This is a genomic window from Halocynthiibacter styelae (assembly GCF_016123485.1).
GTDB classification, from domain to species: Bacteria; Pseudomonadota; Alphaproteobacteria; order Rhodobacterales; family Rhodobacteraceae; genus Halocynthiibacter; species Halocynthiibacter styelae.
Genome location: NZ_JADCKQ010000007.1, coordinates 170,329 through 192,576, shown reverse-complemented (window position 1 = coordinate 192,576; position 22,248 = coordinate 170,329). Strand labels below are relative to the sequence as shown.

General features: G+C 53.3%; 18 protein-coding genes, 1 tRNA gene, 1 other RNA gene and 2 pseudogenes. 8 read left to right on the top strand and 14 right to left on the bottom strand.

Annotated features, from left to right (window positions below; translation table 11 throughout):
• Window positions 1-190: 190 nt before the first annotated feature.
• Together H1D41_RS11250 and H1D41_RS11245 are read right to left on the bottom strand one after the other, a co-directional pair.
• Window positions 191-3,256: a 5'-methylthioadenosine/S-adenosylhomocysteine nucleosidase family protein gene (locus tag H1D41_RS11250; RefSeq protein WP_228848991.1), complete on the bottom strand. Its 3,066-nt coding sequence runs from the start codon at window positions 3,254-3,256 to the stop codon at window positions 191-193.
• 231 nt (window positions 3,257-3,487) lie between these two features.
• The gene (locus H1D41_RS11245; RefSeq protein WP_228848990.1) at window positions 3,488-4,207 is read right to left on the bottom strand and encodes a hypothetical protein; all 720 of its coding nucleotides are present in this window, start codon (window positions 4,205-4,207) and stop codon (window positions 3,488-3,490) included.
• A 213-nt stretch (window positions 4,208-4,420) separates the two neighbouring features.
• On the opposite strand from H1D41_RS11245, the gene H1D41_RS11240 reads away from it, so the two are divergent.
• On the top strand, window positions 4,421-4,756 hold the full coding sequence (locus H1D41_RS11240; RefSeq protein WP_228848989.1) for a hypothetical protein: 336 nt from the start codon (window positions 4,421-4,423) through the stop codon (window positions 4,754-4,756).
• Window positions 4,756-5,760 (top strand): annotated as a pseudogene (locus H1D41_RS11235) (recombinase family protein); the annotation flags it as partial. The gene H1D41_RS11240 and the pseudogene H1D41_RS11235, both read left to right, overlap by 1 nt.
• 505 nt (window positions 5,761-6,265) lie before the next feature.
• On the opposite strand, the gene H1D41_RS11230 reads toward H1D41_RS11235, so the two are convergent.
• The 6 genes from H1D41_RS11230 to H1D41_RS11205 all read right to left on the bottom strand — a co-directional run bounded on the left by H1D41_RS11230 (window position 6,266) and on the right by H1D41_RS11205 (window position 13,220).
• Window positions 6,266-6,355 (bottom strand) — tRNA-Ser (locus tag H1D41_RS11230).
• A 203-nt stretch (window positions 6,356-6,558) separates the two neighbouring features.
• A complete protein-coding gene (locus H1D41_RS11225) occupies window positions 6,559-8,988 on the bottom strand; it encodes a DUF3772 domain-containing protein (RefSeq protein ID WP_228848988.1) in 2,430 nt (809 codons plus the stop codon).
• 70 nt (window positions 8,989-9,058) lie between these two features.
• Window positions 9,059-10,099 carry a cysteine synthase A gene (locus H1D41_RS11220; protein ID WP_228848987.1) on the bottom strand — a complete coding sequence of 347 codons (1,041 nt, stop codon included), beginning with the start codon at window positions 10,097-10,099 and terminating at the stop codon, window positions 9,059-9,061.
• A gap of 126 nt (window positions 10,100-10,225) precedes the next feature.
• Window positions 10,226-11,389, bottom strand: a complete 1,164-nt coding sequence (locus H1D41_RS11215) for an NUDIX domain-containing protein (RefSeq protein WP_228848986.1) — start codon at window positions 11,387-11,389, stop codon at window positions 10,226-10,228.
• 26 nt (window positions 11,390-11,415) lie between these two features.
• Window positions 11,416-11,856 (bottom strand): TrgA family protein, encoded by a 441-nt coding sequence (locus H1D41_RS11210; protein ID WP_228848985.1) that lies wholly within the window; start codon window positions 11,854-11,856, stop codon window positions 11,416-11,418.
• A gap of 134 nt (window positions 11,857-11,990) precedes the next feature.
• Window positions 11,991-13,220: an aminotransferase class V-fold PLP-dependent enzyme gene (locus H1D41_RS11205; RefSeq protein WP_228848984.1), complete on the bottom strand. Its 1,230-nt coding sequence runs from the start codon at window positions 13,218-13,220 to the stop codon at window positions 11,991-11,993.
• Between the two features lie 268 nt (window positions 13,221-13,488).
• Here H1D41_RS11205 and H1D41_RS11200 point away from each other — a divergent pair, with 268 nt between their 5' ends.
• A complete protein-coding gene (locus H1D41_RS11200) occupies window positions 13,489-13,707 on the top strand; it encodes a DUF6500 family protein (RefSeq protein ID WP_228848983.1) in 219 nt (72 codons plus the stop codon).
• 81 nt (window positions 13,708-13,788) lie between these two features.
• Here the strand turns inward: H1D41_RS11200 and H1D41_RS11195 are convergent, their stop codons facing one another.
• The 6 genes and pseudogenes from H1D41_RS11195 to H1D41_RS11175 all read right to left on the bottom strand — a co-directional run bounded on the left by H1D41_RS11195 (window position 13,789) and on the right by H1D41_RS11175 (window position 18,775).
• Window positions 13,789-15,318 (bottom strand): BCCT family transporter, encoded by a 1,530-nt coding sequence (locus H1D41_RS11195; protein ID WP_228848994.1) that lies wholly within the window; start codon window positions 15,316-15,318, stop codon window positions 13,789-13,791.
• Window positions 15,319-15,541: 223 nt separating this feature from the next.
• Window positions 15,542-15,694, bottom strand: a complete 153-nt coding sequence (locus H1D41_RS18495; protein WP_394355407.1) for a BCCT family transporter — start codon at window positions 15,692-15,694, stop codon at window positions 15,542-15,544.
• 49 nt (window positions 15,695-15,743) lie between these two features.
• A pseudogene (locus H1D41_RS18540) lies at window positions 15,744-16,031 on the bottom strand (BCCT family transporter); the annotation flags it as partial.
• 122 nt (window positions 16,032-16,153) lie between these two features.
• Complete coding sequence (gene acuI, locus H1D41_RS11185) at window positions 16,154-17,143, bottom strand: acryloyl-CoA reductase (protein WP_228848982.1); 990 nt, start codon at window positions 17,141-17,143, stop codon at window positions 16,154-16,156.
• 193 nt (window positions 17,144-17,336) lie between these two features.
• Window positions 17,337-17,981, bottom strand: a complete 645-nt coding sequence (locus H1D41_RS11180) for a DUF1326 domain-containing protein (RefSeq protein ID WP_394355406.1) — start codon at window positions 17,979-17,981, stop codon at window positions 17,337-17,339.
• Between the two features lie 23 nt (window positions 17,982-18,004).
• Window positions 18,005-18,775: a DUF2182 domain-containing protein gene (locus H1D41_RS11175; protein ID WP_228848981.1), complete on the bottom strand. Its 771-nt coding sequence runs from the start codon at window positions 18,773-18,775 to the stop codon at window positions 18,005-18,007.
• Between the two features lie 102 nt (window positions 18,776-18,877).
• Between H1D41_RS11175 and H1D41_RS11170 the strand changes: the two genes are divergently transcribed.
• The 5 genes from H1D41_RS11170 (at window position 18,878) to chrA (ending at window position 22,244) form a co-directional block, all read left to right on the top strand.
• A complete protein-coding gene (locus tag H1D41_RS11170; protein ID WP_228848980.1) occupies window positions 18,878-19,603 on the top strand; it encodes a FadR/GntR family transcriptional regulator in 726 nt (241 codons plus the stop codon).
• 34 nt (window positions 19,604-19,637) lie between these two features.
• Complete coding sequence (locus H1D41_RS11165) at window positions 19,638-19,877, top strand: hypothetical protein (protein WP_228848979.1); 240 nt, start codon at window positions 19,638-19,640, stop codon at window positions 19,875-19,877.
• A gap of 51 nt (window positions 19,878-19,928) precedes the next feature.
• Window positions 19,929-20,279, top strand: a transfer-messenger RNA (tmRNA) gene (gene ssrA, locus H1D41_RS11160).
• 101 nt (window positions 20,280-20,380) lie between these two features.
• Window positions 20,381-20,872, top strand: coding sequence for a hypothetical protein (locus H1D41_RS11155; protein ID WP_228848978.1), 492 nt, complete (start codon window positions 20,381-20,383; stop codon window positions 20,870-20,872).
• A gap of 76 nt (window positions 20,873-20,948) precedes the next feature.
• The gene (gene chrA / locus H1D41_RS11150; protein WP_228848977.1) at window positions 20,949-22,244 is read left to right on the top strand and encodes a chromate efflux transporter; all 1,296 of its coding nucleotides are present in this window, start codon (window positions 20,949-20,951) and stop codon (window positions 22,242-22,244) included.
• Window positions 22,245-22,248: the final 4 nt, after the last annotated feature.

The following is a 22,248-nucleotide window of genomic DNA, read 5'->3' as shown; positions in this document are numbered from 1 at the left end:
CAATACATCAATGGGTTCTACAATCCACGCAGGCGGCATTCATCCCTTGGCGGGAAAAGCCCCTTGGCATTCGAACGAAGGACTGCATAACATAAGCTGAGAGACCGGAACTTTTGCGCGGCAAGACAAAGGGGCGAGTTGTCGGCACTTTACCGCACGCACCCTCTCCGCAATAAGAGACTCTCATCAGCTATGATACTTTCTCCACCTTCAATTGAAGTTCGGCTTCTTTTTTTATCATTCGCTCCATTTCGCCCCTTTCGAAAGCAAAATCTGTATTCTTCAATACGGTTTCCGCAATATCCAGCATCGCTAAACGATCTGACTTGCTCGCATGCGCCCAATATACACGCTTAAGGAAGTGAGAAGCCATACAAACGCGTAAGAAATTAGAATTGGACATCTTCCGTATTTCTTCTGATAGCTTACTACGCCCGGACGACACATCTACATCAGCCATCCAAATTGCATGGTAAAATTTTTGAATTCCTTTATCCATGCTTACTTTTCTCAAACTCTTTCCAAGAACCGGCTGCCGTGCATGTTCGCTCAAATAGCCAATGATTTGCTGAAATGGCATGGACAAAGACATAAACCTTACGGCGTCAACAGCATTCTCAATGTCTTTTTTCACTTTCTCTTCATCGAAACCGTCGGGCGCGTCTCCAGAGAAATCAACTAAACTTTCACTACTCGTGAGTTCTGCCTTCATTGCCTCAAAATCTATTGATAGTGGGATCGATAAGAATTCCTCAATTAGAAGGTCAGCTCCCCACACTAAGTTTTCGATTAATTTTCGTTTCGTTTGTGCATCTAAGTGCTCTGATCCAGATCCTAGCAAAGTGACACAAGCTGTCCAGTTCCACGCAACTTCCCCGACGACGCCAAGCTCAACGTCACCTTGATCTGTCTCGCGTATATTATTGCGTTGCTTCCCATATTCTTCGTTCACTCGGTCTGCGGCATCAATAAGACGTTGTTTTTCGTGTGTCTCGTCTTTGCCGAGACGCACGTCTTCAATTGCTTTTTGCACTCTTTTTGAAAGCTTATCTGCTTTTGGTCGAAATTTACCTAGCAATGCATCAACTTCGCTGGAGCAGATTTTTGGCGCATCCCCAACTTCCAGAACTCTGTCCAGTTCCTCAAGAGAAAGCTCCAGTGCCGCTAATCGAGTGTCAATCAAGCTACGCGTCGGGTTGATCTCACAATAAAGATCGAAAGTAGGGAAGTCGAAGTCCGATGTAGTATACTCAAAATAACGTAGAGCTTTATCATCATCCTCAGATAAGGCCTTGGCAAGAAGGTAGTGCTCTATAAATGGAAGAGAAAACTGAACATTTCCACCGATGAAGTTCAAGATATTGTAATCAGAGAAACCTTTCAAAAATTCATAAGCGTCAATTTCAAAATCGTGTTCTTCGGCAAACTTATTGGTATACTCCACCAAGTCAGCATTATTCATAGAGCGCTTCTCTAAATTTAAGTCGATAGCAAGAGACTTAAGGAACCTTTCCCTTGTTGTCCGACTAAGTTGAACCGACCCCTTATCGTCCGCTACGACAAAACTCAAAAAACCAACAACGGCAAGATCCATCAGCTCGGCGCGTTGATTGGCTTGTATCAATGCGCTCAAGGTATTTTGTGGTATTCCTGCGAAGTACGAAGGATGAGCTGGAAGCTGAAACTTGCGAAATGTTGAATCTAATCTGTGAGCAATCACATTGGCTTCATTAGAATTCATATCAAAATTCTTCTGAATGAAGTGTGACATTTGGGCGAATGACACATCGCAGAGATCGAATAGAGAGCAAGAAGTCTGCGACACAAATTCGTGTTCAAAAACGATATTCGATGGCGTTCGATCTACAAAAACGAACCGGGCTTCAGTGTGTTTCGCTACTTGTTCCTGAATAAACTTCATCCTCGACTTAGAATTAAGCGGAACACCATCAAAAACAATTACCACTTCATAGTCTTCAGAATCCAGTTCAGGAATGGTTGGTGTCTGCGCGGCGACTTCAATGTTTGAATTTGGCGGTTTAACGTCATCTCCGGAGACCACGATGGGTAAAATTTGCAGTGTACTCAATTCAGAACGAGCCAATTCATCTGCAATTACCCAAGATAGACTCTTCTCTGGGTAGCTCTGATTGATTGAGATAAATACATGCCTGTGCTCTTGTAGGACTTCCAAGATTTCGCATGGGGTTTCGCCGTTTGTTGCCCTTCCATGTAAATGGTGACTCGTTGTTCGAATCCGAGGCAACGGTAAAACATAGCCCTTTGGGAGTAGCTTGTATTCAGGAGAAAGCTCCGAGAGCTTACTCTGTATTCCCATTCGGAGGTCTTGCAAATAAGAATGTAATGTGGACTTAGGTTCGACAGTTCCGTTGATTAGGCGAAGCTGCCCCTGAACCTCAGCGTTACGTATCTCTTTGACAAAATCTTCCGAATTTTCCAAGCAAAATTTGAGAAACTCCGCAGCATTTGAGGCTGCATATTCCCGAACCCGCCCCCCGGTGTCATCTTCCAGCTCTGACTTTGCGCTGTCAGCGAGGTCTGAAATTCCTCGTATGGAGATTGCGGGAACTCCTGCACGCCGTGCGCGTTCAAAAATCGCACCGGATTCCGTATCAATCGCGGATATTTTTCGGTCAATATCTTTCAACTTACTATTGTATGTTTCGCTTGCGCTTACTGCACCGCAAACGATAGACCCACTCATTGAATTCGGTCCTCCTGACCGAATATCATTGATTTTACCCAGATCTTTTTCGAAAGCAGACATTCTGCGTGCCCGCCATTCTTCATATTTGGGTTTGCAACTACGCCTGCGGCGCAGCAAATCTATGGCTCCGATCATTGAACTATTTGCGTGATAAAATGTTGGTGAAAATTTTAGATCGAACCCATCTTTGCCATCACTCACTTTGGAATTATCATAAACATCCACGATTGTGCTACTATAGCATACATCTCCCAGCTTTAGATCCTTTGACAACCCTCCTGCAATACCAAGACATACAATAAGCTTTGGTGAATACTTCTCTAAAATACTTCCAACAGCTTTTTCGGCATAGGTTTTCCCCATGCCATCTTGAATGGTAGAGACCATTGTTAACCCCAAGCCATCCATCGTTATCTCTTCTATGAACGGTGTGGCGCTAACTTCCTTTGCGTTGGTGAAAACTCTTTGAAATTCAACGTATTCTTCTTCAAGGGGAACGATTATCGCAACGTCAACGTTTTTAAGCAATCTACTCTTCCATTCTGTTATATTTTTTTGCCGAAATGTGGCGAATATTTAAGTGACCTGTAGAGAGGTTTTACTTAGCAGCAGATTAGTGTTGCCAAATTTCGAAGTCTAGCTCCTAAAACAACTTTTAGCTGAATTTTGGGTCTTTCACTGCGTCAAACAATGGCTCCAAACGGTCACTTTTCTTGTATCATTCTGACACTCAGCTACAGCGATTTCTTCCAATGTCAGCTAAGGTAGAATTTGAATCTTCAATACATGGATGCAAGCATCACAATTTTGAGTAGGAAATTGCGTCTGCGTTGGTAGCCTCTTAACATCATCGTTTACGATAACTACAAATCGATGGGAACCAAGATCATCAGTTTCAGTTAGCATTTCAGGTTTTGCATCTAGGTCAACCGGTAAAAACTGTTCGCCTTTTTTGATACTGACAGTTAAACTGCAACCTGGCCCCAAGGGTAGTGGATGCACCGTGCCTTTATGGATTTGGAACGCGACAGCGTGACCTTTGATGCCGCTGTCCAAATGGAAGCAAAACTCCTCGCCCAGTTTGAGAACTTCATCGGGAATGGGTTGATCTCGCTTACGTTGCACCAGCCCCATTGATTTGTCGAAACGGGCGATGCTGAGTTTGCCATGGATGGCGTGATGTTCGAGATAATCCGCCCATACATCTGTATGCGGTTTTGGAAATAATTTAGGGTCAATCGCGCAAGCCGTCTCGGCATGGTGTTCCGCGATCCATGCGTGGATCAGCTTGGCTTTGGGGCGTCCGATGGTGCCACTGCGGAAATTGGACAGATAATCGGTCCCGACCATCAGCTTGTGACCGAAGGCCTGCTCCATAATGGCTTCCACACTCAGGTTGGTGGAGTCCGCGATGGCGCGGGCGACGTGATAAAGGGCGGCACGGTCGGCCTTGGTTGCTGTCTTCCAATTGTTATCCACATCAAAATCCTTGCCTCAAAACTACCCGATTGTACCTGCAGGTTACGGCCATTGCAGTGATATTTTAGGATATCCAGACCTCAAAGCCAGAAAATTCACGCTTTGGGTCTCAGGAATATTATCCTATATTGTTCCACTTATGTTCTCTCATGGTGAGAGGCGAAAAAGGAGACGCCAACCAGAAAAACGCCAAACGGCAGAAAGAGACAGGCCATGACTGATATCCCCCCAGAGTTTAACCCCGAAACCGCACCGCCCGCGTTGAACATCGACTGGGATGCCTATCTGCCATTTTTCGAAGATGAAGATATCTCGGACGAACACAAGCGCGAGCTGATTGAGGCCCTCTGGTCCATCATGGTCAGCTTTGTCGATCTTGGCTTCGGCATTCATCCCGTGCAGCAGGCCCGCGCACAACAAATCGGGGGAAAAGATGTGTCTTTGGCAGAAATGCTCGCCATGGATGTGTTAAACTCACCAGATACCAGAACAGTTTTTGAACATGCCGCAGCCGACAAAACGGGCGCACAACAGGAAGGGAGTCTTTAATGGAACCACAACAAAATGCCGTCATTTACGCCCGCGTTTCAAGCGTCGCTCAGTTGAAGAAGGGGGATGGCCTAGCCTCACAGGAAAGCCGTTGCCGCGAATATGCGCGGTATAAGGGCTATGAGGTGCTGGAGGTCTTTAATGATAATAAATCCGGTGGTGATGCGGATCGCCCTGCCATGATTGCCTTGTTGGCCTATCTGAAAGCGCAAAAGGAAACCTGCGTTGTCATCATTGACGACATTAACCGTTTTGCACGGGATGTGGTGGGCCATTGGCAATTGCGGGCACTGCTGGCCGAGGCAGGCGGCAAGCTGGAAAGCCCGTCCATTGAGTTTGGCGAGGACAGCGACAGCATTCTGGTGGAAAACCTGCTGGCATCAGTCTCCCAGCACCAACGTCAGAAAAATGGTGAGCAAACCAAGAACCGTATGCGGGGCCGTGCGCTGAATGGCTATTGGGTGTTCCGCGCCCCGATTGGATACAAGTATGAGCGTGTTGCAGGGCATGGCAATATGCTGGTCCGGGATGAACCTTTGGCGTCCATCATCCAGGAAGCTTTGGAAGGATTTGCCTCTGGCCATTTTGAAACACAGGCCGAAGTGAAACGGTTTCTGGAAGGCAAACCTGCGTTCCCGAAAGACTTTGCCGACGGCACAATCCGATTTGAACGGATCATCCGCCTGATGACCCGCATACATTTTGCGGGTTACATTGAAATTCCCGAGTGGGATGTGTCTCTGCGCAAAGGTCATCATGAAGGCCTGATCTCACTTGAGACCCATGAATTGATCCAGCAACGGATCAAGGACGGAGCCCGTGCGCCGGCTCGCAAGGATATCAGCGCGGATTTCCCACTGCGTGGGTTCGTGTGCTGCGACGACTGCAACACGCCTCTGACCGCCTGCTGGTCGACCAGCAAGTCGGGCAAGAAACATCCGTATTACCTCTGCCACGCCAAAGGATGCCCAAGCTATCGTAAATCGATCCGTCGTGATGTGCTCGAAGGTGAATTTGATGCACTGATGCAAAGCCTCACGCCGTCAGATGGCATGTTTACCGTGGCAAAAAAGATGTTCAGAGACGCTTGGGGGCAACGTGCGGGACAGATGGAAGCCGACAAGCGCCTGATCCGCACTGAACGCAACAGATTGGAAAAACAAATCGAAGGCCTGCTGGATCGTGTCGTGGACGCGGACAGCCCGACCCTGATCACCGCCTATGAGAAGCGCATCGAAAAAATGGAGCGTGAGAAGCTGATTTTAGATGAAAAACTGCAAAATAAAGGCAAACCACTGCATACCTTCGAGCAAATGTTCGAACACGCACTACAATTCCTGTCAAACCCTTGGAAACTCTGGAAAAGTGGCAATCTGATCGCCCAACGCACCGTCCTGAGACTGGCTTTCACAGAACAAATTACCTTTGCACGAAATCAAGGACTTCGAACACCAAAAACCACCTTGCCATTCAAGGTGTTAGAGGGGTTTTCTTGCCAAAATAAAATAATGGCGGACAGACAGGGATTCGAACCCTGGAGACGGTTCCCCGCCTACACACTTTCCAGGCGTGCGCCTTCGACCACTCGGCCACCTGTCCACTGAGCGAGGGAATAGCCTTTAACTAAGGGGGAGTTCAAGAGGCAAATCGCGCCTTTTTCAAAAAAAATGCACAACGGTATAACTGTCTGTCGCTTACAGTAAATTCCACCTGTCTTGTGCAACAGCCGTTCGGAAATGACGCAACGCGCCCTGCCCGGCGAACGATCTGGCGCAGCCGCGCAGCACCAGATCTTTGTAAAATCAGCGCGCGTCGCCGCCTGAATCAGCTTCATCAGCTGTATCGATCAGATCCCGGTCGATATCATCCGCTGCGGTGGCGACCGGCGCGGTCTGTTGTTCCCCCTGCCCGGCCGACCCATTCAGGGCTTCGGGATTGCGCAGCCAGATGTCCCGCTGTGCGAAGGGGATCTCGATCCCTTCAAGCGCAAAGCGTTCTGCGATCTGGTGGTTCATCTCGGAACGCACGCCAAGACCAAAGTTAATATCCCGCAGGATGGCCCGGATCTCAAAATCCATGCTATCCGCGCCAAAGCCCTTGAAGATCACACCAGGCGGCGGGTTCATCACGACCAGCGGGTGCGCCTCGGCGATCTCGCGCAAAATGCCTTCGATCTTGCGTGTGTCTGATCCATAAGCCACGCCAACCGGCACGATGATCCGCCCGGTCAGATTGCCTTTGGTCATGTTCATCACAACGCCAGAGATCAGGTCGGCGTTGGGCACGATGACATCCGCACGATCAAAGGTCTGAATACGGGTGGACCGTACGGAAATTGATTTGACCGTGCCGGACTGGCCGGAAACTTCGATCCAGTCGCCTTCGGCAATCGGGCGTTCGATCAACAGAATAATGCCGGAAACAAAATTCGACACGATATTTTGCAGACCAAAACCAATCCCCACGGAAAGCGCACCCGCGACAATCGCAAGGGCTGACAGATCAATCCCCGCCCCGGTAATCGCAATCAGCGCAGCCAGGAAAATCCCGATATACCCGGTGCCGGAAACAATCGCATTCTGCCCGCCTGCATCAAGGTTGGTCTTAGGCAGGATTGTATTGCGCAACGCGCCCTGCATCAGTTTGGTCAACATGTAACCAATCGAGAAAATCACCGCGAGACTGATAAATACCGTCGGGGAAATTCGGGTTTCGCCAAGGGGTACACCTTGCAGGAAAGTCGCCCAGTATTCCGACAGGGTCGCCGGGCGCATGCCCCAGATCAGTGCTAGTAAAGGCATCGCACCCAGCGTCAGCAGGAACCCCGCCAGCACAGGCACAAGCGTGTCACGCGCCTCTTCGCCGCGGCCGGACAGAAGCACCCAGATCTCACTGATCAGGCGCTGCAGGATCAGGACAAAGCCCAACAGTCCCAGCGTACCCGCCGCCGGAAACACCAGCTGACTGCCTGCCTGGAAATAGCCGATGGCCGCAAGAATGCCGCCGCCAATGGCCACAAACATAGCAGCTCGCCCCATAAGACGCAGCATCCGGCAGCGGTAGTTCGGAATGCCCTCGTCCAGGTCTTTCATCTCGTTTTTGTAATGCGCAACCAGCAGCTGCCCGATCCGCGACACCATCAAAGCAACCAGCAGCAGCATCGGGAAGATCAGAACCACGCGTGTTTCTGCAGGCCAGTTCTCAAAATCAGCCAGAGCCACCAGAACCGTTGTCAGCGCGATCAGCAGACCAAGGGAGGCCGCATAAAGCCGCCCTTCCGTGCGTTGTTGCGCGGACAGGTTCAGATAGTTCAGATCCCCGGCTTTGCGCGGAAATACCCGGACGCCAACCCAGCTGGCGGCAAAGAAGATCATGCCCGCGCCAGGAATAACCTGAAGGATCGTATCCCCCGCAAGGCCGACAAGCCCGGTCAGATAAATCGCAACCACAAGTGCTGACAGGCCAAACACAGGCAGGGCCACCTGCCCCAGAGACACAACAAATCCCAGCAACCAGCGCCAGGCGATCTGATTGTGACTTTGCAACCAAAGCGCCAGACGTTCAGACCAACGCCGCCCGCGCAGAAGCAACACAAGGCCCAGCACTGTCAGCACAGACACCGGCAGGAAACTGGCTTTGGTTTCAGCCTGTTGCACGGGGCTTTCCCAGGCGTTGGTGAATTCATGGACAACAGATGTGCCGCTTTCGATCAGATCATTCAACGCGCCACCCCAAAGCGCGGGGTTCACAGGCGTCGGCCCAAGCGACAGCAATTCATCCGTGGATCGTGTCAGGATAATACTGTCGATCTGATCAATCAGCGCATCCGCACGGGACCGGGCCGCTTCAGCGGTCTGAACCGGCGCACGGGTCGCGGCCAGGCGATCATTCAGTTGCTGGCGGCGCGCGGCGATTTCTTCGGCTTCCAGCCCGTCTTCGGGTACCGGACCAAGCGCTGCAATCTGCGCCCGCAGGCTATCGATTTGCGGGGCGTTCTGATCCTGTGCCGCCGTGAACCCATCGCGCCAGGCCACAAGCTGACTGCGCAGGTTTTCCAACGCCACATCAGACGCGCGCCCGGCTGCAATCGCATCATCGGCCCGGGTGGCTGTTGCCTCCCACAGTGTATAGTCCAACCCGGTCTGATCGCTGTTCTGTGCCAGTGCGGCACTGCTCAGCCCCAGAGAGGCCAGCAGGAAAACAACCTGAAAAAAACGAATGATTATCCCCATATCGGAATGCCTTTAGTCTTTGTGTTGACGCTAAAAAGGAAAAGCCCGGCGCGAGGGCCGGGCATGATCATTACTGATCCTCAAATACAGAGGGCAGCGGTTTTGGTTCGCGGTCCAGCCATTCCGGCACCGGCAGGTTCTTTTCCTTCAGAAAGGCCGGGTTGAACAGTTTCGACTGATACCGGTTTCCATAGTCACACAGCATCGTCACCACGCGGGATCCTTTGCCCAGATCACGGGCCATCTTCATGGCACCGGCAATGTTAATTGCAGAAGACCCGCCCAGCATCAGACCTTCGTCTGCCAGCAGATCATAGACCAGTGGCAGGGCTTCTTCATCGGTGATGGAATAGGACATATCCGGCTTGAACCCGACAAGGTTTGCCGTCTCACGCCCCTGCCCGATGCCTTCGGTGATAGACCCACCTTCAGAGCCAAACGCGCCTTCGGTATAGAATTTGTAAAGGGCTGAGCCTTTCGGATCAGACAGCGCGATTTTCACGTCTTTTCTGCGCTCGCGCAGGCCCATGGCCACACCGGCCAGCGTCCCGCCGGACCCGACTGCACATGTGAACCCATCAATCTGCCCACCGGTCTGTTCCCAGATTTCCGGTGCAGTGGTTTCAATATGGGCCTGACGGTTTGCAACATTGTCAAACTGGTTCGCCCAGACCGCACCATTTGGTTCCGTCTGCGCCAGTTTTTCAGCAAGACGCTGGGAATAGCGTATATAGTTGTTCGGGTTCTTAAACGGCGCCGCCGGCACCTGAACCAGTTCCGCGCCGGCCAGGCGGATCATGTCTTTCTTTTCCTGGCTCTGGGTTTCCGGGATCACGATCACCGTCTTAAAACCAAGGGATGCGCCCACCAGTGCCAGACCGATGCCGGTGTTGCCCGCAGTGCCTTCAACGATCGTGCCGCCAGGCTTCAGATCACCGCGCGCAATCGCATCTTTAATGATATAAAGCGCCGCGCGATCCTTCACCGATTGACCCGGGTTCATGAATTCAGCTTTACCCCAGATTTCAGCACCCGTGGCTTCAGAGGCGGCATTCAGACGGATCAGAGGCGTATTGCCAATGGTTTCAACAAGATCTTTACATACACGCATGGTGGTCTCCGGAAGATATCTGGTGCAGGTCCTGGGAATTTGAGACTGCAGAATTTGATTAATCAGTAAGCACGCAGACGGGGAAACTCAAGGCCGGGCGATAGAAAACCCGGCCAGAGCGCCCGGTTAATTTCCGTATTCTGCCCGCAGACGATCCCGGTGCCGCGCCAGCCAAAGCGCGGAAACCACCAATGGTCCGACCTGGGCCTCGCCACTGTCCAGCAGATCCATCAGTTCGTCAAAGCTGAACAGCTGGCTGCGAATGTCTTCATTTTCATCCGCAAGCCCGCCGATGCCTTCGATATCATCCGGCAGATCGCACAGCCCCAGAAAGCAGTGATAAAACTCACAGGTAATCCCTGGCGACGGATAATGGCGGCTGATTGGCAGAAGTTCATTCAGCTTCAGCCCCGTTTCTTCCATCGCCTCACGGTGCGCGGCCTCTTCTGCGCTCTCACCCGGGTCAATACGCCCGGCAATGGGTTCCAGCATCCAGGGGTTCATATCCCCGCGCAAAAAGGCACCACTGCGGAATTGTTCCACCAGCAAAACGCGGTCGCGCCTGGGATCATACGGCAGCAGCAGCATCGCATCGACGGTCACCGTCACTTCACGGTTGATCGGCCCGGACATCGCGCCGTCAAATCGCTTATGCGTGACTGTGATTTCATCCATGGCAAAGAATGAATCATAGGCCCGCTTATGATCCAGCAAAGACACATCCGCTGTGGTCATTCCCGCACGTTTATTGTTGGCGACACTTTCACCAACCCGCCAGCCTTTCGCCGCAACAGAACGCAGCATTGGCAGGCGTTTCATTGCTTCGTCACGGTCCACTTTCCCATACAGCTGCATGAATGATTTTGCGGTGCGCAGGTTATGCGTGCCGTGGTCACGAATGAAATCTTCAAGGCTCCAGGGCGCACCGAAATCCCAGGTGCCCGGCTGTGCAAAGTAAACCTCAACCGGGTCAGTTTCCCCTTCCGGAACAATCAGTTCCAGATCGAAGTTAAACCCACCTTCATAAAAGTTCAGCCGCGCCAGCGCATCCTCATCCGCGTTAAAAACGATCCCTTCCGCAAAACCGCCTTCTTCCTTGCGGATCATCGGAAAAATCTGATCTTTCGCCCAGTACACCGCATGGCCCGGCAGCCTTGCGCTGCGGACTTCACCTTCCATCAGAGACCGGCCAATCACCAGTTCCAACAGGTCCAGATGGCAAAGCGTGCCATAGAAAAACATTTGCGTCACAGGGGCCTCCGGCAGAAAACTATCCCCCGGACTTTGCATAGGATCGCCCCTGGTGCAAGCCTGTCTCAGCCCCAATAGCGCTGTGCTTTCCAGGACAACCAGCCGCAAAAAATGCCGCCCGCGATCAGTGTGGTCACAATATCTGTGGTCAGGAAGACCGTAGCCCAGTTCATGCTGATTTCAAACACGGCACCGATGGCTTCGGTCACACCATGATAAATCTTACGCATGGACAGGTTCACCATGCGGATGCCTGCATGCAGAAAAATGGCAACAAGAAAGGCCGCAATCGAGGTCGTGACCCCGCCCGCAAAGGCAATCAACCGGGTGCTTTCCCCACGTGGCCCCATGATCTTCCAGCCACAGACCAGCCCCACAGGGCAGTTCAGCAGCCACAGCGACTCACCACTTGTGCCCTCAGGCAGCAATGGCAGGATCATAGTAGAGATAATAAACGCAAGAACCGTGAACGTAAGAGCACCAACAAGTCTGGATGCGGTCGGCATGAGAATATCCTGTTTAACCGGAAAACAACTGAACCCAGGGTAGTTTATACAACGGTTGAAATACAGCGCAAAAATGCAACGTAAATCTGCAATGGCCTATGTGCCACAGGCCATTGCAGTCTGATGATGCCCGGTCAGATCACCTGATCAAGCGCTGAGATCAGCTTTGTCACCTCTTCTTCAGAGGTATAATGCACAAAACTCAGGCGCAGCACGCCTTTTTCCAGATCAAGCCCCAGGGCGGACAATGGCCGTGATCCGTAAAAATCACCGCCACCGGCCATAACACCAAGGGGTGCCAGATCCGCAGCGGCCTGCCGTCCCGATCCCGCCAGCTCGACCGCAACGGTCGGGGCTTTGGCCGCCGCATCCGCGGAACCAATCAGCCGCACAGAATTTTTGCTGCTCAGATAATCCAGCAAGGGCTGCAACAATTTTGTTTCATATGAACGCTGCAGATCATGCACCGCTTTGCTGCGGGCTGCCGGGTCCGCCTTAACCCCCAGGAAATGATGTGTGTAAAGATCATCGACATAATCCGCCATCCCCGCACAGGCCGCGACCTGGGCGTGATCCGGGCCGGCCGGGGTCAGGCGTTTGTACAGCACATCTCCATTAAACCAATGCGCCTGGTTCGGAAGTTTCATCCCCAGGTCACGGCGGATCACCATGATCCCCTGGTGTGGCCCAAAGGTCTTATAGGCTGAAAACAGATAGATATCCGCACCGATTTCATCCACATTTACAAAGCCATGCGGCGCATAGCTGACCCCATCGACGCAGGTGTATATCCCCTGTGCACGGGCCATTTTGCAGACAGCCGCCACATCGTTAATCTCGCCAACGATATTGGAACAATGCGGGAAAGCGATCAGTTTCACCTTGTCATCAATCAGCGCCTCAAGATCAGATATCTCAAGGCTGCCGCTGTCCGGGTTCACTGCCCATTCGCGGACTTCAAACCCTTCCTCTGCCAGACGACGCCAGGGGCCTGAGTTTGCCTCATGGTCCTGATTGGTCACAATCACAACGTCACCCGGTGACAAAAACCGGCGGAAAGCATTGGCCAGAACATAGGTGTTCTGCGTGGTCGATGGCCCAAAGGACAGCTCATCCGTTTCCACGCCCAGCAAGGCGGCAAGACGCACCCGGGCTTCGTCCATTTCCTGCCCTGCCAGTGTAGAAGCCGCATAGGGCGCATAGGGCTGCACTTTGCGTTCATTGTAATACCGTGTCAGCCGGTCAATCACCGGCTTACAGGTATAGCTGCCACCGGCGTTTTCAAAAAACGCCTGCCCCTGCAGCGAGGCCTGTTCAAACGCCGGGAACTGGCTGCGTACAAAGGAAATGTCGAGATCGCTCATCAATTGCTCCGTCAGAGATATGTCAGATGGGTTGGCAGGTCTTCCAGCCAGTCACCAGCGCGGCGACAGACAGCGGCACAGCGCTGACAGGCAAGTGTTTGCACCCCAACAGTTTCCGGTCAAGCCGCCACATCAGAAATGCACATATAAACCTGTGAGATCCGTAAACGCCCGGGGCCAGAAGATCCGGTTTTCCGGGCTTGCCAATCAATAACGTTCACCCTACGTTCGCAAAAAGTTTTCATACACCGCTAAAGGATCTGCACTTATGAGAGAAAGCCTGAGACACAAAGCGATTGCAGTCTGTGAAGATAAGATCGTCAAAAAAGGCGATACCGTCGGCCTCTCGTTCTACGCGTTTTTTGCCAATAAAAACGATAATCCCGAATTGCTGATGGAAGCGGCAGAATGGTGGATCAGAACCCACGCATTGGATCACTTTGAGAAAGCCGCAAAAATCCGTGATCTGATGAAATCCGGCGCCTGACCCCGGCCCCTGCCACGTTGCACAAAAAAGGCCCCCGGGGCTGATTGCTCCGGGGACCCTTTTTATTTTTGTCTGCGCAGCTTATTCGCCAGCGCGCGCCTTACGCAGTCCCAGGAAAAGGGACACACACATCAGAACCAGTACAATTGCGAAGGGGAAACCTGTTGCAATTGCCGCCGCCTGAAGTGCCGCAAGACCACCGCCCAGAAGCAGAGCAATCGCAATCGCCCCTTCCAGGATGCACCAGAACACACGCTGTGCGGTTGGCGCATTGGTTTTGCCACCTGCGGTGATGGTGTCGATCACCAGAGAGCCGGAGTCAGATGACGTTACGAAGAACACGATCACCAGGATAATGCCCACGAAGGACAGAATACCGGACAGCGGGAAGCTTTCGAACAGAACATACATCTTGATCTCAAGTGCGGCATCTTTCAGCGCCTGACCACCGTCACCCATGATCTGATCCAGGGCTGCGCCACCGAATACAGTCATCCAGATCGCACCAACGATTGTCGGGATGATCATGACGCACAGCACGAATTCACGCACGGTACGGCCACGGGAAATACGCGCAATGAACATGCCCACGAAAGGTGACCAGGAAATCCACCAGGCCCAGTAAAACGCGGTCCAGCCCTGCATGAAGTTGGTGTCTTCACGACCAACCACACCTGACAGTGCCGGCAGGTTCACAGCATAAGCCCACATGTTGTCAAAGAAACCCGTGAAGATCGCCATTGTCGGACCAACAATGATCACCAGAACCAGCAGGATCGCGGCAAGGATCATGTTTGCTTCGGACAGACGCTTCACGCCTTTATCAAGGCCGGCAACAACAGAAACCAGCGCAAAAGCTGTGATTGCAATGATCAGAAGCACCTTCATGCCGTCCGTCACAGGCACACCAAACAGGTGGTTCAGACCACCCAGCGCCTGTTCCGCACCCAGACCAAGCGATGTCGCAAGACCAAAGATCGTTGCAAAAACCGCCAGCACATCAATGATGTGGCCAGGGATGCCCCAGGTGTATTTACCAAAGATCGGGTAGAACACGGAACGCATGGTCAGTGGCAGGCCACGGTTAAAGCTGAAGAACGCCAGTGACAGCGCCACAACCGCATAAACCGCCCAAGGGTGCAGGCCCCAATGGAAGATCGTCGCAGCCATCGCCAGATCACGTGCCGCTGCAGGATCACCTGCTGCCGCACCTGCAGGTGCCCAGTCGGTACGCACGCCTTCGGCTTCGGCAATGCCACCAAGAGCAGCGCCATAGTGGGAAATCGGTTCAGCCACGCCCCAGAACACAAGGCCAATACCCATGCCTGCCGCGAACAACATCGCAAACCAGCCCGCGTAGGAATAATCAGGTTTTGCGTCATCCCCACCAAGGCGGATCTTGCCATATGGCGTCACCACCAGCAGCAGCGAGAACAGCACAAAGATGTTCCCGGACAGCATGAAGACCCAGTCAAACTTGCTGGTCAGTGCCGGGCGCAGCCATCCGAAAAATTCACCGGCCTGTTCTTTGAACACCAGTGAGAAGAAGACAAAAGCCAGAATGGTGGCAGCAGAGACTGCAAACACCGGGTTGTGGACATCAAGCCCCATGAACTGGACGTTATCCTGTCCGGTTTCATATGTTACATCGTCTTTCTGGGTCAAAACGCGCCCTCCATGTTGTTTTACTCTGCCCTTGCTTTAGGAAGTTTCTGCCGGGATACAAGCGACAAACAAGACTGCCCCCTTGTCAAAATCGACATTTTTTCCCCCAAATGCGCATAAAAAAGACCGCCCGTTACAGGCAGCCTTTCATCATTGACTTCAGATCACATTATTCATGTGTGGTCGGCAGACCCTGGTTTTCACGCTGACTGTCACGGTAAACCGCTTTCAGTACAGAAATCGCCATCAGAACCATCACGAAACTGAATGGCAGCGCGCCGATCACCATCGCAGTTTTGATCGCACCCAGGCCACCGGCCAGGATCAGACCACCAACAACCAGTGCCAGTGCAACACCCCAGAAGATGATATGCGGACGGGCTTTCGGTCAGACCCTGAATAGTGCTTGGGTTTGACACAAAGTGATACACGGGTTCAGCGGTTGCGAATGTCAGCATCCCGATACCAATGCCTGCCCCGAACATCATCGAGAACCAGGAGAAATTTGAAAACTCTGGTTTGTCATCTTCCAGACCAGGCTTCAGACGCCCTGCTGCCGGCCATGCGGCAAACACCACACAGGTCAGAACGAAAAACGCCATGGCATAGACATACCAGAAGTTAAACGTCGCAAGGATGAATGAGTTAATCTGCCCCAGAAAGCCTGCTTTGGGAAAGCGACATGTTGTCGTGAAACTGCGATGATTGCCATATTTTTATCGCACAAAAACAAAACGGGCACTCTGAGGTGCCCGCTTTTATTTACGATTTAGTCAAAAAATCAGGTATTTACGTCTACAACCACACGACCTTTGACCTGGCCTTTCAGGATATCTTTCCCAAGACCCGGCAGATCAGACAGGGTTGCCGGTGTGATCATCGCTTCAAGCTTATCCATCGGCAGATCTTTCGCCAGACGTTCCCAGGCACGCAGGCGGTTGTCATATGGCTGCATAACACTGTCGATGCCCAGCAGGTTCACGCCACGCAGCAGGAACGGAATAACCGTCGCAGGCAGACCAGCCCCACCGGCAAGGCCAACAGCAGAAACGGACGCGCCGTATTTCATCTGTCCCAGAACCCGCGCCAGCATGTCACCGCCAACCGCATCCACACACCCGGCCCAGGTTTCTGCTTCCAGCGGGCGTTTGGTGGTTTCATTCAACTCTTCGCGCGCAACGATCTGGGTCGCGCCCAGGCTTTTCAGGTAATCTGCCTGTTCCGGACGGCCGGTGACACCGGCAACTTCATAGCCAAGGTTCGACAGGATAGCGGTCGCAACCGAACCCACGCCACCGGCGGCACCCGTCACAAGAACCGGACCATTGCCAGGCTTCAGCCCGTGATCTTCCAGTGCCATAATCGCCAGCATCGCGGTGAAACCGGCGGTACCAACAGCCATCGCCTGACGGGCTTCAATGCCTGCAGGCAATGGCACAAGCCAGTCGCCTTTCACGCGGGCTTTCTGGGAATAGCCACCCCAATGGGCCTCACCCACACGCCAGCCGGTCAGCACAACTTTGTCACCTGCTTTATAGTTCGGGTTGTCGGAGGCTTCGACTGTACCGGCGAAATCAATGCCCGGCACATGCGGGTAATTGCGCACAAGACCACCACCTGGCCCGACACAAAGACCATCTTTATAGTTCACCGTGGAATACTCCACCGCCACGGTCACATCGCCTTCGGGCAGCTGATCCACTGTAATCTGCTCTACTGCGGCTGAGGTCTTACCCTCTTCGTTTTTGTTCACAACAAGTGCGTTGAACATCTGTTTTCTCCTCAATTCCAGAATTCTGCGCGCAGTCGGGCTTTGCGTGTGCCGTCCTGCGTTTTCACTTCAACACCTGCCCTTCCGGCAGGGCGTGCGAAGCAGGCCATTTGACGGGGCGATGGCAGCCATGAAAACCTCCGTAAATCAGCGGGGCCGCAACAGCCCCGCGTTTTTCACACCAAAGCCGCGATCAGCGACCCGGGCCTTTCCAGTCGATCTGACAGATTTCAGCAGAACGCCCGTCAAAATCCCAGACCCGGCCAAAGGCACGCACTTTGCCTTTATCGGCCTTGGCAACCGTGATGTCCGGTCCCATCCAATAGTTGGTGTTGGTCGCAACAACATCCTGATCCGGGTCTTTGCCCTCAATCGGGGTGACAGCGCCCTGGATGATCTTGCCAACGGTCAGACGGCGGGTCTTGCCTTCAGTGTCAAACGCCACAGGCGCGCGTTCGGCCCCCAGGAATTCACTGACCAGCATCTTAAACAGCCCAGTCGTGCCTTTCGCCGCACCCGAGAAAATATGCACCAGCGCTTCAAAAGCTTCGTCAGAGGCGCGGTCATCAATATAGGCTGCCGCTTTCCAGTTGCCGCGCGCCATTTTGCCGGGGATTTCCAGCATCAGGCCGACGTTCAGACCTGACAGATCAATATCACCATACTGACCTTCATCAATGCGTATCCCGGACCAGGCCTGGCAATAGCCTTCGGTCGGCGGGTGATCCCCAAGGCTGACCACACAGGGGCAGAACACTGTACAGTTACAGTTCAGGATCAGCTCCCCTTTGATTGTCCAGGGAACCGTCCCTACTTCCATCGTCATGGCACCATCCATGTTACTTCTCCTCAGTTTGTCCCCTAAAGCGCGAATGCGCCCAGATATGCGAAGCCTGCCGCAATCAGCAGCAGCCCCAGCGGTTTGGTCACCACCCGGCCAATGTCGGGCAGTTTCTCAAATGTCATCAGAAGGGTTGCGATCCCCATCCACAGCATGTTCATTGTGCCGCCAACAAACCCCAACAGCATCAGCGCCCAGCAACAGCCAAGGCAGACAAGGCCCAGTTCCAGCCCCATGGTCAGCGCATTCCAGCGAGTGTCACGCCAGCGTTCCATAAAGAAGGTCAGCGGCATACGGCACTTGGACAGGCAGGCATCTTTGAATCTGCTGAACTGATACAGTCCCGCCAGGATCAGAAGTGCCGCCGTCAGCCAGATCGAAATGCTCTGGCCGGTTGGTGTCACGAACCCGTAGATGAACAATGTCAGTTGTGCCCCGGCTGCAATCAGGGAAAACCCGCCCCAGATCACCAGATAACCCGTCAGAAGTTCCGTCGTTCCCCGTGCCTCACTGCCGGGCAGTTCTTCATAGGTCGCCAGCGCGGGCAGAAACGTCGGCGCCATCATCGCCGCAGACATCAGCCCCCACATGAGGAAGAGCTTGCCAAAGCCCGCCACATCCGGGCTGACCGTGCAAAGCGCCGCCCAGAACTGCGCCCCGTATAATGCGGAAAGATCGCGCGGGTCACTGTTCAGCGACATAGCATACAGAACCACCCAGGCCGCAAGGATCAGCCCAAAGAGCGCAAGCCAGTGCCAGCCCCCCATAGTTCTGATGCGCGTTGCAAACATCTGCGATTCTCCTTATCTCTTGCTGAGACTGTGCAATTTTTTTAAATGTCTGACAATTGAAAGATTTACATCAGACGTCACGTTCTGCGGGGGAAAGAGATAATGGGCGAAAGAAAACAAAGCGCTGATCTGTCTGTCGAAATTGCCACCGCGATCCGCGAGGCGATTATTGAAGGACGGCTGATTGTCGATGAACGCCTGCCATCCGAGGCGGAGTTGTCCGAAGAATTTTCGGTTTCCCGCCCCACCGTGCGCGAAGCTTTGAAACGCCTTGCGGCCCAGAACCTTATTCGCACGAAACGCGGGGCCAGCGGCGGGGCTTTTGTGAACCGGCTGAGTTTTGAAGAAGCCCGCGGCGATCTGATCACGACCTCTACCCTGCTGCTGTCGATGAATGAGGTGGATTTTGACACCGCTTGTGAAGCGCGGTTCACCCTGGAACGGGCCTGTGCACCACTTTCTGCAGAACGTCGCACCGCAGATCACCTGGCCACGATGCGCGCCGAGATCACCCGTCAGGGTCAGGCCGGGCTTTCTGATGAAAGCTTCTGCGCCTCTGATGTTGCCTTTCACCGTGCCTTTGTGGACGGTGCGGGCAATCCCGTTTTGTCCTGGCAGCTTGCCGCGGCGGTGGAGGCGATTGAACCCCTGATGAATATGATCACCTATAGTCAGCGCGACCGGACACAGGTGATCGCCCTGCACACCGAGATTGCCAATGCGATTGAACGCCAGGACGGGCTTGCGGCAGACCGGGCGCTTATACGGCTGAGCGCCTATACCCAGGAACTGGCCCGCAAAGCGATGGAGTTGCGCAAAAAACGTTAACGCTGGATTTACCCTATTCTGCTTTCTTTCCCGGATGCAGGATCTGACACATTTTCATTCTCCTCTTTCGCCGGAACACTGGCTCAGGGATCTGTTCTCCTCAAAAGCCGCACGGGATGAAAAGATCATCCGACGTAAAGCGCGGGATATTGAACGCCTTGCCGGCTGGGATCTGTTTTTGTCCGAACTGGACCGGCGCGGCTATCACGCGATTGAAAACTGCGGCCAGGTCGTCATTTTCTGCAATAACGCCCCGGTCCATGTGTTGCGCTGATCCGTTTTCTTTCAAAGAAAACGGGCTGGAAACTTTGAAAGTTTCCGCACGCCCCTTTTCAATCGCGAAGCACACACTTATATAACACCTGTCCTTCGGGACTATGAACATAAACGCGCTCGTAATAAGCGGATCGGACCCGGGGGCGGTACCCGGCGACTCCACCACCATCCTTCATTTGAGGATTTTGGGGTCGAAACAGGATCGACGGACGTCTAAAGGGGTTAGCTTTGTTTCGGTGAGATACCACCGTTATCGGTTCGATTTAAGCTAGTTGCAAATGACAACAAAGCTCCGGCAATGGCTCTGGCTGCGTAAGCAGTTCGGGTCGCCGAAACTAAGCCCCTTCGCCTAGCCGCGTAGGGCGGGGTTCGCAGGTACCTGGCAACAGAAACCTGCACTTTCCTCTTCAACTCCAATATAATTAATGTGATTGACAACGAAAACACCCCAGGGTTGATTTGCGTTTGTGTAGCTTTTTATAACCTCAGGATGTCAGACGCATGCAAACTGCCACCCCATCAATACCACATGCGGTCGTGGCCGTGATCATCTTTGGCGGGCTGTTACTCTTTATCGGGCATCAACAGTTGTTTTTCGCGCATGAACAAACTTTTGTGGTGCTGCGCAATGACGCCGCGAGGGATTGTTACACCCGCAGCAATTCTAAATTTGAACGCCTCTTTGGCTGGGATGAGAATGTGCGTTCGGAACGGCCGGAAAACGGGTTAGGGCATTTTTGCGGTTTCATTTCCACCTCAATGGGTGACTATACTCTGCCAGAGCAACATTCTTACGCCTGGCTGCCCTGGGATATGCCACGCACTGAACTGGACGATGATTTGATTGCAGGCTGCATGTATCGGGTCAGAATCGTCGGCTATGGTGGTAAGCATGAAAGAGGGCAATCTCCACGTAAACCAATCCGGCAGCATATTTCGCGGATCTATGAAAGGTTAAGCTGCGGGTATGATACCGCGCGTGAAAATACATAGTATCGGCACTGGGCCGGCTTGTGTTACACGATTGCAGTCTTGACTTTCCCTGGTTTTCAAAACCAATTCCCGGGTTATGAAAAACATCACAATTCCCCCCGCCCCGGATCTTGCCGAATTGTTCCGCGTCTTCGGACGCATTGGCATTCTGTCCTTTGGCGGCCCTGCCGCGCAGATCGCCCTGATGCACCGTGAACTGGTGGAAGAACGCCCCTGGCTTTCTGAGGAAAGCTTCCTCAATGCCCTGTCCTTTTGCATGATGCTGCCGGGGCCCGAAGCCATGCAGCTGGCGACCTGGGCGGGATGGAAGCAACGGGGCATCATGGGCGGGCTGATCGCGGGCGGGCTGTTTGTTCTGCCCGGTGCGTTTATGATCCTGGCGCTGGCCCTGCTGTATGCGCAACTCGGTGATCTGCCCCTGATCCAGAGCCTGTTTTTCGGCATTAAAGCCGCTGTGGTAATCATTGTTCTGGAAGCGCTTTTTAAGGTTTCAAAGAAAGCCTTTGGCGGGAAATCAGCGGTCCCGGCCAGCCACAGCCGCGTGATTGCGGTGTTGTCCTTTATTGGAATTTTCGCGCTTCAGCTGCCTTTTCCGGTGATCATTCTCGCCGCGGGTCTTTGGGGCGCGATGATTGCCCGCAGTGATGAAACACCCACCATTTCGTCAGCCACCCCCTCACTGAGGAATACCGCCCTGACCTTCCTGATCGGCACGGCAATCTGGGCTGTGCCCTTCGCGGTGGTCCTTTTCAGTCCCCATACAGAATTTCTGACCACAAGTGGCTTGTTTTTCTCGAAGCTGGCGGTTGTCACCTTTGGCGGCGCATACGCAGTTCTGGCCTGGATGACCCAGGAAGTCGTCACAGTGCAGGGCTGGCTGACCACGCCGGAAATGCTGGATGCCCTGGGGCTTGCAGAGACAACCCCCGGCCCTCTGATCCTTGTGACTGAATTTGTCGGAACACTTGCTGCCTGGAAAGAAGGCGGTATCGGCCTTGCGCTGATCAATACGGCCCTGACGCTTTGGGTGACATTTGTGCCCTGCTTCATCTGGATTTTTGCCGGTGCGCCATGGATTGACCGGCTGATGGCGCAGCCACGCCTGCGCGCGGGGCTTCAGGCCATCACGGCTGCGGTTGTCGGGGTGATTGCCAACCTGTCGATCTGGTTTGCCCTGCATGTGTTTTTTGTTGACGTCACGACATGGCAGAAAGGCATTTTTGCACTGCCCCTGCCCGTCCTGAGCAGCCTGAACCTGACCGCATTCCTTTTGGCATTGCTGGCGGCCTGGTTGCTGATCCGCCGGAAATGGAACCTGCTTTATGTGCTGGGACTTATGGCACTTGCAGGCGGGCTTACACAGTTTTTCTGAATCC